We start from the raw sequence: 13,223 nt of genomic DNA, 5'->3' as shown, positions 1-13,223 counted from the left end.
TCCGGTGCCGGCACCGGCGGCAAGACCGTCCACGTCTTCCTTCCCTGGTCATCAGGGAAGGAAGACGTTCCCCGCAGGCGGACACCGTTGTACGCGATCCGCGTGCGCCCCGGTTCGAAGCGCGGCCCGTATAGCTCAGCGCCTGCAGAACCGATAAACCCTTAGGCCGAATTACTCCATATGCGACAAGGCAGCCACCCATTTGCCGCGCATCCTGCCTAATACATGTTCCGTTGGACGGATCATGACGAATGTAATTCCTCTGATCTCCTCGGGGAGCCTCCTGGCCGGCGCGAAGAGTCCCACACGCGCTGTCCGGCCAGGAGCCTCGGTTTTCACCCCGATTGCCGACCGACCCACCCGGCGGTCGCTTCATGGCTGAGTCACGCGGCCGTCACAGCCGCCCGGAGTCGCCCTCCTCCACGGGCTCCCCCGGCAACTGGTCCCACCCGACCGACGGCCATCCGCCGACGAGGACCTGGACCCACCCTCCTACCCTGGCCGACCAGCTGGACGTGCACTGGGACCCGGCGGAGGAACTCGCCCACCTTCTGCACGAGGCCATCGAAATCGAGAGGAAGGCCGGTCCCCCGCCCGCGGGCGAGGAGGATCTGCCGGCCGACGAAGGCGCCGGCACCCCTCTCGCCGGCCTGACCGAGATCACCGCCGAACTTCCGCCCCTGCGCCCCTCGCCCTCACGCCGCCGCGCCCCCTCACGGAAGAAGAGCACGACCGGAGCGCTGCGGACCGCCAGCTTCTTCCTTGCCGCGCTCACCGCCGCCGTGGCGTCCATGGTGTGTGTTTTCAGCGGCATGGCCGCTTATGACCCCCTGCACCACCTCGCCGCGTACCGCACCTCCGGCGTCACGGCCGGGTGGTGGCCCCTGCTGGTGTACGGACCGTGGATGGTCGCCTCCCTTTCGATCCTGCGCGCCGCCCTCCACCAACGCCGCGCCGCCCACTCCTGGACCGTGGTGCTGCTGTTCTCCACCGTGTCCATGCTCCTGTGCGTAGCCCAGGCGCCCCGCACCCTGGTCGACGCGGCGACCGCGGCACTCCCCTCGCTCGCCGCCCTGGCCTGCTTCCAGCAGCTCGTCCGGCAGATCACCCTCACCCGCCCGCCCCGCCAGACCACACCACGCCACCGCATCCGGCCGGCCCCGCCCCGCCGCTCCACCCCTCCCACCCGGACCACCTCCTGACCGGCCGCCCGCGGGCCACCGCCTCCGGCGTTCCCCCGTACCCGCCGAGTGCTGCGGGGTGATGAGAAGCCCCCGTCCCGAAGGAGCGAGTCGTCACAAGACGGTGTTCCGCATAGTTGCCGAACTCGAACTCATGTTGCCGGCCGGGCCGGTCGGCCCGGCTTGTGGATGTGCGCCCGCCGTCGGCGACGAAAGCAGCGGCACGGCTTCCGACGGCCGTGCCGCAAGTACCCGGTTCTTGCGGTCCGGGCTCCACTCGTAGACCGTGGGAGCACTCCGGACGACCTCGCACGGCCAGGCCTGCCGAAGCCGGCCCGGCCGGACTCGGCGGTCCTGTCAACTGGTCGGCCGGCTCCATGTCTTGGCACCGGAAGTACAGGAGCAACCCGGCGAGTGCGAAGGGGGCAGAGAAGGACAGGAGGAGCCGCCCCGTGGCCCCGTGCGCGACACGAGTGCACAGTGCCGGCTTCGGCAAGACGCGGCCACGGGCTGGTCTTTCTCAGCGGTGTCCCGGTGCGGAAGCCCCGGCGGCATGTGACCATCCGTCTGCTGGTCGACGCCGCGCGCCGACGACCGGCAGCAGCCGCAGCACCTCCTCGGACGGTGAGCCTGGGACGGCGGCGCAGATCACCACCTGTTGGTTCCGGTAGGCGATGACGAGGAAGACGGGTCCCTTTCCGCACGAGGTCCGCGAGTGGCTCGACCGCGTCGGCCATGCCCGCAACAGCCTGTTCCCTCCTGGCCCCGGGCGGGTGGTCCGGGGTCAACCGATCGGACGACCTCCAGGTCAGCCGTCCCGCGTGACGCGTGCAGCCGGTACGCCGACAGGGCGGGGCCCCTGGCGGGCCCAATGGGTCTCAGAGCGGGGCGGTCCGGGTCGGCCGGGTCCCGACCGACCGTCCGGATTCGGGGGATCGGCACCCATGAAACACGTCAAGGAGGTCTCCGCGCGCACCCGTGCCGTCACCGGTGGCGCGTCTCCTTCGCCGTCTCCGTCCTCGACCACGACGGCGGCACCGTGGTCACCCCGCGCGGCGACGGCGCCGGCCCGCCGTTCCACGAGTCGGCCGAGGAGAAGGCGTGCACGGCCGTGTCCTGGAACGCGTCCGCTTCCGATCCGGCCGAGCGCCCGGAGCAGGCGCCGGCCTGAAGGGCATGCCCGGCGCACTGTTCCCCGGCGGCGGCATCCCGGTCACCGCGAGGAACGTTCCGTCCGCGGGCGTCTGTGGCGGGCGCGCCCTCCGGCGACGTCGCAGGAGTCCGCGTGAGCGCGTGGAACAGTAGTACGCCCGCTCAGTCCCCGGCGGTGTACGGAAGCCCCCTCGTACCGTGCGCCGCCGGCCGCTCGGCCCCGCCCGGATCCGCGCAGGCATCCGGGCGGGGACCGGCATCACGGTGCGTACGGGGACGAGGACGATTCTGACCGCGCTGCGCACCCTGCCCCCCCCTGAGGAGCACCTCCATGCCCCCTGTCGACCGAGTCCTTCTGACCGCCTCGCGCGAAGGGGACTCCGACGCCGTGCGCGCGGCGCTCGCCGCCGGCGCCGGCATCGAGACGCGTGACGAACACCGCCGCACCCCGCTGCTGCTCGCCGCCCTCGGCGACCACGTGGCGGTGGCCGAGGTCCTCGTCGCCGCCGGCGCCGATCCCGACGCGCAGGACGACCGCGACGACAGCCCCTGGCTGGTCACCGGGGTCACCGGCAGCGTCCGCATGATGCGCGCCCTGCTTCCGGCCCGCCCCGATCCCACCCTGCGCAACCGCTTCGGGGGCATCGCCCTGATCCCCGCCGCCGAACGCGGTCACGTCGACTACGTACGGGCCCTGCTCCGCGGGACCGGCATCGACGTCGACGTCGACCACGTCAACCATCTCGGCTGGACCACGGCCTACGTCACCGGAGGCTTCACGCGCGACGGCTACTGGAACGGCATCACGGTCGTCGGCCTGGAGACCGGCAGGACGCACCGGCTCCCGGCGGGCCGGCGGCCCCTGGGCATCGCGGTCCTCTGACCCGGGCCCGCCGCTGAACGGCCAGGGCCGGCAGGAGCTGCCGGCCCTGGCGTGCCGACGATGCCCCGCGCGGGCTCACGGGCGAGGCCAGGGGCGTCCGCCGATGCGCTCGATGTCGGTGTTGAAGCGCCTCAGATAGGAGGCGAAGGCCGCGATGTCCTCGTCCGGCCAACCCACCATGATCTGGTCCAGAATCTCGACGATGCCCTCGCGCTCCTCGTCGAGCATGTGCGCGCCCTCGGCGGTGATGCGGAACTTGCGGGCCATGCCCCCGCCGGGGTCGGGAATACGCTCCACCAGCCCGGCCCGCATCGCCGCGGCGGTCTGCCGGTTGAGGGTGGAGGCGTCGAGTCCGAAGGCGTCGCTCAGCTCGCCGATCGACATGGGCCCCTGCATGCGGATGCGGCTGAGGAGGATGTAGGCACTGCGCTCCAGTACGCCGCCCTTGCGGCGCCCGCCCCTCTGGTTCAAGAACGTGTGGCGGCTGAGCAGCATCTGCTCGTACTCGACCTCGTGCGTCGGTCTGACCATGCGTCCCGCCGCCTCCCGCTTCCTGACGTGCCGTCGGCGCATCGCGCCTCAAGGCGGTTCCTTGCCCCACCATCCTCTCACGTACATGCACCACCCACAGAGTGTGCTTGATACATGCGATGTGTACGATGCACATCCCTGCTGTGAACACACTCAAGGAGCTCCAGGCATGGACGTCCCCCGGTCCACATCCCGCCCCAGTGGCGTGGTGGCCACGCTGGCGTTCGCCGGCATCACGGCAGCGATCATGCAGACGCTGGTCACCCCGCTCATAGCGGAGCTGCCGAGGATCCTCGGCACCACACCCTCGAACGCCACCTGGGTGATCACCGCCACCCTGCTCGTGTCGGCCGTCTGCGTACCGGTCTCCGGACGTCTGGGCGACCTGATCGGCAAGCGCCGGATGCTCCTCGTGTGTGCCGTGCCACTGATCGCGGGCTCGGTGGTGTGCGCGCTCTCGTCCTCCGTCGTCCCCATGATCGTCGGGCGCGGTCTGCAGGGAATGGGCATGGGCATGGTGCCGCTGGGCATCGCCCTGCTGCGTGACGTGGTCCCGGCGGAGAAGCTCAGCTCCTCCATCGCGCTGGTCAGCGCCTCCATGGGCATCGGCGGCGGCCTCGGCCTGCCGATCGCCGCGGCGGTCGCCCAGTACACGAACTGGCGGGTGCTGTTCTGGGGCTCCGCGGTCCTCGCCGTGGCGGTCGCGGTACTGATCTGGTTCCTGATCCCGGACGTCCCGGCCGGTGCCAAGGGCCAGCGCTTCGACACGCTCGGTGCGCTCGGCCTCGGCACCGGCCTGGTCTGTCTGCTGCTCGCGGTCTCCAAGGGTGCCGACTGGGGCTGGGGATCGGGCGTCACGCTGGGCCTGTTCGCCGCCACCGTCGTGGTGCTGCCGGCCTGGGGCCTGTGGGAGCTGCGCACCAAGGAGCCGCTGGTCGACCTGCGTACCACGGCCCGACCCCGGGTGCTGCTGACCAACATCGCCTCGGTCTTCGTCGGTTTCGGCATGTACGCGAGCATGCTGGTCATGCCGCAGCTGCTGCAGTTCCCCGAGGCCACCGGCCACGGCCTGGGCCAGTCGATGCTCGCGGCGGGCCTGTGGATGGCGCCCGGCGGCATCATGATGATGCTCGTCTCCCCGCTCGGCGGGAAGCTCACCGACGCCCGGGGCCCGAAGTTCACGCTGGTCTGCGGTGTCCTCGTCATCGCCGCCGGCTACAGCCTGTCGCTGGCGCTGATGGGCTCGGCCTGGGGGCTGATGCTGGTCGGCATGGTGATCAACAGCGGTGTGGGCCTCGCCTACGGCTCGATGCCCGCCCTGATCATGGGTTCGGTCCCGCTCTCCGAGACCGCCGCGGCCAACGGCTTCAACACCCTCATGCGCTCGCTCGGCACCTCGGTCGGCGCCGCCGTGATCGGCGTGGTCCTCGCCCAGATGACCACCACGGTGGGCGGCCACAGCTTCACCTCCGAGGAGGGCTTCCGCACCGGCCTGATGATCGGCTGCGGCGTCGCCCTGACCGCCGCGGCGATCGCGGCCGTCATCCCGGCCGCGCGCCGCGCCGCGACCGATGCCGGGGAAGCCGGCTCGGCCACCGAGGCCGGACGGCCCGCGGTCAGGGCCTGACGGATCGCAGCACACCGGAGGGGCCGGGCGGCGAGCCCGGGCCCGAGACGGCACCACCGCACGTCTGCGCCGAGGAACGCCCCCGCGCCGCTCGTCACGGCCGGCCCGGGCCGGCACCGTTCCTCGGCTCACACCCCCGGAACCACCCCGGGGATCCGTGTGCCGCCGCCCGGGCGTCGCGCGCCCGCGCAGCGGCACGGCCGCAGAACAGAGAGGAAGAAGGACCCAATGTCCTGTCCCGACGGTTCGCCCGTTCCCACTCCCGCCGATCCTCAGGAACTCGGATTCGACCCCGCCGCCCTCCGGGCCCGTTACCGGGCCGAGCGGGACCGCAGGATCCGGCCGGAGGGCGGCAGGCAGTACCAGCGCGTCACCGGCAGGTTCGGGTATTACGACGAGGACCCGTACGCCGAAGCCGCGCCGCTCCGCGAGCCGCTCCACGACCGGGTCGAAGTGGCGGTCGTCGGGGGCGGGTTCGGCGGTCTGCTCGCGGGCGCCCGCCTGCGGCAGGCGGGCGTGGAATCGATCCGGGTGATCGAGAAGGGCGGAGACTTCGGAGGCACGTGGTACTGGAACCGGTACCCCGGCATCCACTGCGACATCGAGTCGTACATCTACCTGCCCCTGCTGGAAGAGGTCGGTTACGTCCCGCGGTGGAAGTACGCGCCGGGCGAGGAGATCCGCCGGCACGCGCAGGCGATCGGACGGACCTTCGGCCTTTACCGCGACGCGGTCTTCCGGACGCAGGTGACCGGACTGCGCTGGGACGAGGACGCGTGCGAGTGGCACGTGAGCACCGACCGGGGCGATCGGATACGGGCGCGGTACGTGGTGACGGCCAGCGGCACGCTGAGCGAGGCGAAGCTCCCTGGCATACCGGGGATCGAGACCTTCGAGGGGCACACCTTCCACACCAGCCGCTGGGACTACGCCTACACCGGCGGCGACGCGGGCGGCAATCTGCACAGGCTCGCCGACAAGCGCGTCGCCCTGATCGGCACGGGCGCGACGGCCATCCAGTGCGTCCCCCACCTCGGGGCGGACGCCGAAGAGCTGTACGTGTTCCAGCGCACTCCTTCCTCGGTCGACGTGCGCGGCAACCGCCCCACGGATCCCGGCTGGGCCGCCTCCCTCTCCCCCGGCTGGCAGCAGCGGCGCAGGGACAACTTCCTCACGCTCGTCACCGGCGGCCAGGTGGACGAGGACCTGATCGACGACGGCTGGACCAGCACGGCCCGCCTGCAGCAGAAGCTCATCCCGAGCGACGGCTACCGGGCCCTGCCGCCGGAGGAGCAGGAACGCGCGTACGAGATCGCCGACTTCCAGAAGATGAACGAGATCCGCGCACGGGTCGACGCCGTCGTCACGGATCCGGAGACGGCCGGGATGCTCAAGCCGTGGTACCGCTACATGTGCAAGCGGCCCACGTTCAGCGACGGCTACCTGGAGACCTTCAACCGGCCCAATGTCACCCTGGTCGACACGGCCGACAGCCACGGTGTGGAGAGCATCACCGAGAACGCCGTCGTGGCCGGGGGCACCGCGTACGAGGTCGACTGCATCATCTTCGGAACCGGATTCGAGGTCGGTGTCTCGGGGATCACCTCCGGACGTCTGCCGGTGCACGGCGCGGGGGGCATCACTCTGGCCGAGGCGTGGAAGGACGGCCCCCGGACGCTCCACGGCTTCTACAGCCACGGCTTCCCCAACCTCTTCCAGCTCGGGCCGCTGCAGAACGCCAGTTCCGTCAACTTCGTCCACGTCCTCGACGAACAGGCGACCCACGTCGCCGAGGTCGTCGCCGAAGCGCGCAGGCGCCGGGCCCGCCGAGTGGAACCGACCGCCGAGGCCGAGGCCGCGTGGGTCGCGACGATCCGCGAGAAGGCCGCCGACCTGTACGCGTTCCAGGCGGAGTGCACCCCCGGTTACTACAACAACGAAGGCATGCCCAGGAAGCGCAGCGAGTCGTACGGGGACGGGCCGGTCGCCTTCCACGCCCTGCTCCGGGACTGGCGCGCGAACGGCGGCATGAGCGAGGTCCTCGTCGACGCCGAACCGGACAGGGCCTGAGGGAAGGGGGAGAGACGGTGGCACAGCACCTCAGCCGATACGGCCCGGACACGCCCGGACCCGTCTCACGCACCCGCTGGAAGGTGAGGAGGCTCAACGCGCCCAATCCGCTGTGGGGTTCGAACGGTGTCGCGTTCGGGCCCGACGGAAGGCTGTACGCCGCGCAGTTCCTGGCCGGTCGGATCAGCGCCGTGGACACCGCCACCGGGGACGTCGAGACAGTGGTGCCGGCGGACGGTCCGGTCCAGTCGCCGGACGACCTCGCCTTCGCGCCGGACGGCTCGATGTACATCACCGACCTGGTGCCGGGGCGGGTGTGGCGCCGCAGCCCGCAGGGCGCGTACACCCTAGTCTGCGACCAGGTCGAAGTCCCCAACGGGATCACCTGCGTCGGCGACCGGCTCTTCGTCAACGAGATGAGGATGAACGGCCGGCTGCTGGAGCTGTTCCCCGGCAGCGGTGGTTCCCCCCGGGTGCTCACCGAGGGGCTGGCCCTCGGCAACGCGATGCAGCTCGGCCCCGACGGCCACCTGTACTACCCGCACATGGTGACCGACCAGGTCTGGCGCATACCCCCCGACGGAGGAGAGCCCGAACTGGTCGCCGAGGGCGTGCACGAACCGGTCGCGGTCCGCTTCGACCGGGCCGGCGTCATGATGGTGCTGTCCCGGGGCCGGGCAGGCATCGTGACCCGTATCGACCTGCACGGGACGGGCTCCCGGTCCGTCGTCACCAGCGGTCTCGCGGGCCTCGACAACGCGGCGTTCGACGCGGAGAACAGGATGTTCGTCTCCAGCTTCGCCAGCGGCGGCATCACCGAGCTGCACCCCGACGGCCGGACACGGGAGATCGTGCCGTGCGGACTCGACGGCCCCTTCGGAGTGACCGTCGACCTGGCGGGCACGGTGTACGCCGCCGACCACTACCGCGTGGCCGGTCCGGAGGGTGGTGCGGCGGGCGGACCGGACGGTGTGACCACGCACGTCCTGCGGCCGTTCGCCCACGGCATCAGCGCCGCGGGCGGGCTCCTGCACCTCACCTCGCAGTACGGCGAGGTGAGTACGTACGACCCCGGGCGCGGAACCACGCGCGTCCGGGCGAGCGGTCTGCGGCAGCCCATGGGCGTCTGCGCGCGGCCGGAGGGCGGACTGGCCGTCGCCGAGGCGGGCGCCGGCCGGGTACTGGCCCTGGACGAGAACGACACCGTCACCGTGCTCGCCGAAGGGCTCGGCCGTCCCGTGGACGTGGCCTTCGACGCCGAGGGGCGCTGCTATGTGAGTGACGAGCGGCTCGGGGCGGTACTCAGGATCGACGACGGGCACACCGTCACCGTCGCGGACGGGCTCGACGCCCCGCAGGGGCTGACGGTACGGGGTGACGAGGTGTTCGCCGTGGAGACCGGCTCGCGGAGGCTGCGGGCCGTTTCGCTCACCACGGGGGAACACCGGATCGATGCCGAGGATCTGCCGGTCGGCCCGCCCCCGGGCACCGGTCCCCGCACCCAGCCCGCGCTGTTCACCCACGGCATGCCCGGCGTGCCGCGTCCGTTCGCCGGTCTCACCGCGGCTCCCGACGGCTCCCTGCTCCTCTCGGCCAACGGGGAGGGGACCGTACTGCGCCTGTCGCCCCGGTCCCCGGGAGCCGGGGCGCACGGTGCGGGACAGCACCCCGAAGGCCGGCCGCAGGATGGCGGCGGCGCCGGGTGAAACCCTTTTGACCGGCTCGCACTTCACCATGCCGGAGCGTGTGCGGGAACCGCACACGCCGCTGCCCGCGGCCACGCCACCGGTGACCGTGCTCCACTGAAAGGAAAACCCATGACGAACAACGGTTTGGCAGGACGCAGTGTCGTTGTCACCGGGGCCGCGTCCGGCATAGGCCGGGCCGCGGCCCTGAGGTTCGCGGAGGAGCGTGCCCGGGTTCTGGTCGCGGACCTGAACCGGAGCGGCGCCGAAGAGGTCGTCCACGAGATCGAGGAAGCCGGGGGCACCGCCCTCGCCGTCACCGGTGACCTGAGTGACCAGCAGGTGGTGGACACGGTCGTCGAGCGGGCCGTCACGGCCTTCGGCGGGCTGGACGTCCTGGTGAACAACGCCGGGATCATGGATCGCATGTCCGCCCTGGGCGAGACCGACGACGCGGAGTGGGAGCGCGTCGTACGGATCAACCTGACCGCGCCTTTCCTGCTGACCCGTGCCGCCCTGCCGCACATGCTCGCCGCCGGGCACGGTTCGATCGTCTTCACGGCCTCCGAGGCCGGCCTGCGCGGCGGTGCGGCCGGCGCCGCCTACACCGCTTCCAAGCACGGTGTGGTCGGCCTCGTCAAGAACCTCGCCGTCATGTACCGGAAGCAGGGCATCCGGGCCAACGCCATCGCCCCCGGCCCCACCAGGACCAACATCCATGTCGACGCGGCCCCCGAGGCGCACGGCCCCTCCCTGGTAAGTCAGTTGATCGGCGCGAACATCGGCCGGCTGGGGAGCGCGGAGGAACAGGCCGCCGCCATCGTCTTCCTGGCCTCCGACGCCGCCGCGTTCGTCAACGGCGCCGTCCTCCCGGTCGACGACGGCTGGGCCGCCGTCTGACGAGGGCCTCCCGCCTCAAGCCCTGCGGGGTGCCGGCCGGTCGTGCGGCTGCTCGGCGTCCGCAGCGGGGCAGCCGGCCGGCGATCTCCGTGTCGTTCACGCGCACGCTTTCCGCTCCATCGGCGCCACAGAATCCCGCCTTCCGGACCAAGAGGAAATCTGTTGTGGCGGTAGTAGACATTGCCGCTTGATGGGGTAGGGTTTTGCTCGTAGCCAAGGAAGCAAGTGAGGCGCGGCAGAGACGAACTGCCGCGCGTGCAGGTTCGAGCGAGTTGTGGCACGGCAGTGGAGCGAGAGGGCCGGACGCATACAGGGGTCCTGTCGCTGGCTGCCGGGCCGGTGGCTCCAGGAGTCACGAGCAGTTCCGGCAGTACGACAGATTGATCACAGGAAACAAGGAGGCGGACACCATCAGGATCGCCCGGGCGAGGAAGAGGCCGCCCGGGTACCGAAGGACCTGGAAGGGAAGGTGGTCCCCGGTCACGCATCCGCGATCCCCCGCACCCCGCCCATCCCCCCGGTGGAGATGCGGAAGCAGGAGCCCGGCACAGCAGTAGCCGGCAGATGGTGTTGATCCCCCGGGACCCTGGTGCCATGCGGCACCAGGGTCCCTTCACATGTTCGGGCGAGAGGGCGCGCGCCGGAAGAAGGGCCCCGGCCCGTGCCAACACCTCAGCGGAGACAGCCGCTGCGCCTGTACGTCACTGCCTTGTGCGTCACCGTCCTGTACGCCGCCACACCGACGGACTCCTGGCGGGGCTCACCGGCATCCATCGCACCGAGACCGCCCGAGGACGGGCCCGCACATCCCGCCGGCGGCGGCGACCAGAACGAGGGAGCCTTCGGTGTGCTGGACGCGGCGAGGGGGTGCGCGGGAGTTCCGGGCGCAAGGGGGGGTCGCTGCTATTCGGCGGGGCTTCCCAGTGAGGCGAGGGTCTCTTCGACCAGCACTCGCGCCCGGGCCACCGTAGCCGTCAACAGCTCGGCAGTGTCACCCGGCGCCCCCAGCAGGCCGCGGACGCGCGGGCCGAAGCCGGTCGGCGCCCCCGGCAGCCTCTCGACCCACAGCCAGTGCGCCCTTCTCCCTGAGGCACCAGCGCCGGTCATGGGCGAACAACGCCTGTACCAGCACGCCGACGGCCCGGGACAGGCACAGCGAGACGTACAGCGTGTCTGCCCGCGTCGCGCCCTTTGCCGCGGCGCCGACCAGGAACTCCGCCTCCCAGGCTCCCGCCGTCAACGCCTTCCGGAGCGGCTCCGGGTACGCCGCGGTCTGCCGCCGAAGGCCCGTCAGCTCTCCGGCCGGGTCGGCCAGTACCTGCCCGAGTGCCACCTCGCCCGCCTAGCAGGGCGACCAGAATCCCAGCGGATGCCCCGCCTGCACACCCCCCTCGCACCGGCCCTCGCGGCAGTCCGCCCACACCTGCTCGACCCGGTCCAGATCCCGCAGGATCCAGCCCACCGGGACACCGTCGACCCGCAGCCACGCACCACCGTTCACCCAGGGCCCCCAGCCGCCCGGGCCGGCCACGTCCACGTCCGGGCCGGCCAGCGCGCGCAACGCGGCGAGGTCGAGGCCGCCCCGGTAGTAGACGCCGAGATCCCAGTCCGATTCCGGCCGGTGCTCTCCGCGAGCCCGGCTGCCGCCGAGCAGCACGCCGACCACGCCCGGCACCCGCGCCAGGCGGCCGGCCATGTCCTCGGTGATCATCCGCATGCCGGAAGTCTGGCAGTCGCCGTTTTCCCGGGCCGGCCGTTTCCGCCTCGAGTCCAGGAGCGGTCGTCGCCGTGCCGACCTCTCCTGTCGAAGGCGGGGCAGGCGTCGGCGACGAGCAGCATGTCGAACAGCACGTCGCAGTCGGCTGCGACCTGCGCCTCCCGGTGCCGGCCCGTACTTACTGATCATTTCAGAATGAGGTTCGGAGTCGTCGCAAGCAGATGATGCTGCAAGCGAGTTGGAGCAGTCCGAGGTGGAGGTCGGCGCGTATCCCGTAGCGGGTCCGCAGGCGTTTGAACTGGTGGAGCCCGGCGAAGGTGCGCTCGACGACCCACCTGGTCCTGCCCAGGCCGGATCCGTGGGCGGTGCCCTTGCGGGCGATCTTCGGCGTGATGCCGCGAGCGCGGAGGAGTCGTCGGTGCTTGTCGTAGTCGTAACCGCGGTCGGCGAACAGCCGCCGCGGCCGGTGACGGGGCCGGCCCACCAGGCCGCGGATGCGGGGGATTGCGTCCAGCAGGGGTATGAGCTGGGTGACGTCGTGGCGGTTTCCGCTGGTCAGCGACACCACAAGCGGCGTTCCGTGCCGGTCGGTGATCAGGTGGTGCTTGCTGCCGGGGCGGCCGCGGTCGACCGGCGAAGGTCCGGTGTGAGCCTCCCTTTGAGGGCCCGGACGTTCAAGGCGTCGACCGCGGCGTCCTCCATGTCCAGCAGGCCGGCTCTGCGGAGTTCCGCGAGGAGGATTTCGTGCAGCCGGGGCCAGACGCCGGCCTCGGTCCAGTCCCGCAGGCGCCGCCAGCACGTCACCCCGCTGCAGCCGATCGTCTCGGTCGGCACATCCGCCCAGGTCACACCCGTGCGCAAGATGTAGACGATCCCGCGCAGAGCCGCACGGTCATCCACCGGCAGGCGGCCCGGATACCGCCGACGCCGCGGCGGACGAGGAGGGAGCAGCGGCGCGACACGTTCCCACAGATCATCAGGCACAAGATCACCCGACACCTGGACCACTCGGCCGCCACCGAATCCGATCGCCAAGCCCTCACACCGAACTCATCCCGAAAAAAATCAGTGAAGGGTGTCCGCGCCTTTGTCAAATGCCTCCCTGTGTCGTTCGACTTCGGGGAGGTGGTCGGCGGTCCAGGAGCGCAGGATCGAGAAGGGCTCCTCAAGCGTGCGGCCCAGCGGTGTGATCCGGTACTCCACAGCAACGGGGCGTTGCATCAGTACCCGGCGCTCGACGAGGCCGTTGCGTTCCAACCGTCGCAGTGCCTGCGTCAGCGATTTTTGAGTGATCCCATCGAGCTCTCTCTTGAGCTCGTTGAAGCGTCGCGGCTGCCGGCACAACGCGGCCAGCAGCAGATGACCCCACTTGTCCAGCAGCTGATCCAGGAGCTCGCGCTGCGGGCCAACGATGGTCTCGTGACCGGCCCGATCTTCGTGGATACCAGGTTTCTTTGAAGTACCTGCCATGTACCAG

9 protein-coding genes and 2 pseudogenes are annotated in these 13,223 nt (G+C 71.1%); 7 read left to right on the top strand and 4 right to left on the bottom strand.

Going from position 1 to position 13,223, the window contains the following annotated elements; translation table 11 throughout:
- Positions 1 to 374: 374 nt before the first annotated feature.
- The 3 genes and pseudogenes from BN1555_RS33245 (at position 375) to BN1555_RS33235 (ending at position 3,216) form a co-directional block, all read left to right on the top strand.
- Positions 375 to 1,202 carry a DUF2637 domain-containing protein gene (locus tag BN1555_RS33245; protein ID WP_107081138.1) on the top strand — a complete coding sequence of 276 codons (828 nt, stop codon included), beginning with the start codon at positions 375 to 377 and terminating at the stop codon, positions 1,200 to 1,202.
- 985 nt (positions 1,203 to 2,187) lie between these two features.
- Positions 2,188 to 2,451 (top strand): annotated as a pseudogene (locus BN1555_RS33240) (heme-binding protein); the annotation flags it as partial.
- 213 nt (positions 2,452 to 2,664) lie between these two features.
- Positions 2,665 to 3,216: an ankyrin repeat domain-containing protein gene (locus BN1555_RS33235; RefSeq protein ID WP_093802861.1), complete on the top strand. Its 552-nt coding sequence runs from the start codon at positions 2,665 to 2,667 to the stop codon at positions 3,214 to 3,216.
- Positions 3,217 to 3,291: 75 nt separating this feature from the next.
- On the opposite strand, the gene BN1555_RS33230 is transcribed toward BN1555_RS33235, so the two are convergent.
- Positions 3,292 to 3,747: a MarR family winged helix-turn-helix transcriptional regulator gene (locus tag BN1555_RS33230; protein ID WP_093803832.1), complete on the bottom strand. Its 456-nt coding sequence runs from the start codon at positions 3,745 to 3,747 to the stop codon at positions 3,292 to 3,294.
- Between the two features lie 169 nt (positions 3,748 to 3,916).
- Between BN1555_RS33230 and BN1555_RS33225 the strand changes: the two genes are divergently transcribed.
- From BN1555_RS33225 to BN1555_RS33210, 4 genes are all read left to right on the top strand, one after another.
- Positions 3,917 to 5,374 carry an MFS transporter gene (locus BN1555_RS33225; protein ID WP_093802860.1) on the top strand — a complete coding sequence of 486 codons (1,458 nt, stop codon included), beginning with the start codon at positions 3,917 to 3,919 and terminating at the stop codon, positions 5,372 to 5,374.
- 228 nt (positions 5,375 to 5,602) lie between these two features.
- Complete coding sequence (locus tag BN1555_RS33220) at positions 5,603 to 7,444, top strand: flavin-containing monooxygenase (protein ID WP_093802859.1); 1,842 nt, start codon at positions 5,603 to 5,605, stop codon at positions 7,442 to 7,444.
- 17 nt (positions 7,445 to 7,461) lie between these two features.
- The gene (locus tag BN1555_RS33215) at positions 7,462 to 9,150 is read left to right on the top strand and encodes an NHL repeat-containing protein (protein WP_255306304.1); all 1,689 of its coding nucleotides are present in this window, start codon (positions 7,462 to 7,464) and stop codon (positions 9,148 to 9,150) included.
- Positions 9,151 to 9,261: 111 nt separating this feature from the next.
- Positions 9,262 to 10,029: an SDR family NAD(P)-dependent oxidoreductase gene (locus BN1555_RS33210; RefSeq protein WP_093802858.1), complete on the top strand. Its 768-nt coding sequence runs from the start codon at positions 9,262 to 9,264 to the stop codon at positions 10,027 to 10,029.
- A 1,066-nt stretch (positions 10,030 to 11,095) separates the two neighbouring features.
- Here BN1555_RS33210 and BN1555_RS33205 read toward each other — a convergent pair.
- The 3 genes and pseudogenes from BN1555_RS33205 to BN1555_RS33195 form a co-directional block, all read right to left on the bottom strand.
- Positions 11,096 to 11,746, bottom strand: a pseudogene (locus BN1555_RS33205) (DUF4037 domain-containing protein); the annotation flags it as partial.
- A gap of 190 nt (positions 11,747 to 11,936) precedes the next feature.
- A protein-coding gene (locus tag BN1555_RS33200; protein WP_176710215.1) for an IS5 family transposase occupies positions 11,937 to 12,745 on the bottom strand; the annotation gives its coding sequence in 2 pieces (ribosomal slippage) (positions 11,937 to 12,406 and positions 12,406 to 12,745; 810 coding nt in all).
- Between the two features lie 66 nt (positions 12,746 to 12,811).
- On the bottom strand, positions 12,812 to 13,216 hold the full coding sequence (locus BN1555_RS33195) for a winged helix-turn-helix transcriptional regulator (protein ID WP_093803831.1): 405 nt from the start codon (positions 13,214 to 13,216) through the stop codon (positions 12,812 to 12,814).
- Between the last annotated feature and the right edge of the window lie 7 nt (positions 13,217 to 13,223).

The organism is Streptomyces sp. Wb2n-11 (assembly GCF_001049855.1).
GTDB lineage: Bacteria > Actinomycetota > Actinomycetes > Streptomycetales > Streptomycetaceae > Streptomyces > Streptomyces altiplanensis.
Note: the sequence above shows the minus strand (reverse complement) of the source record. Positions and strands in the feature narration are given on the sequence as shown.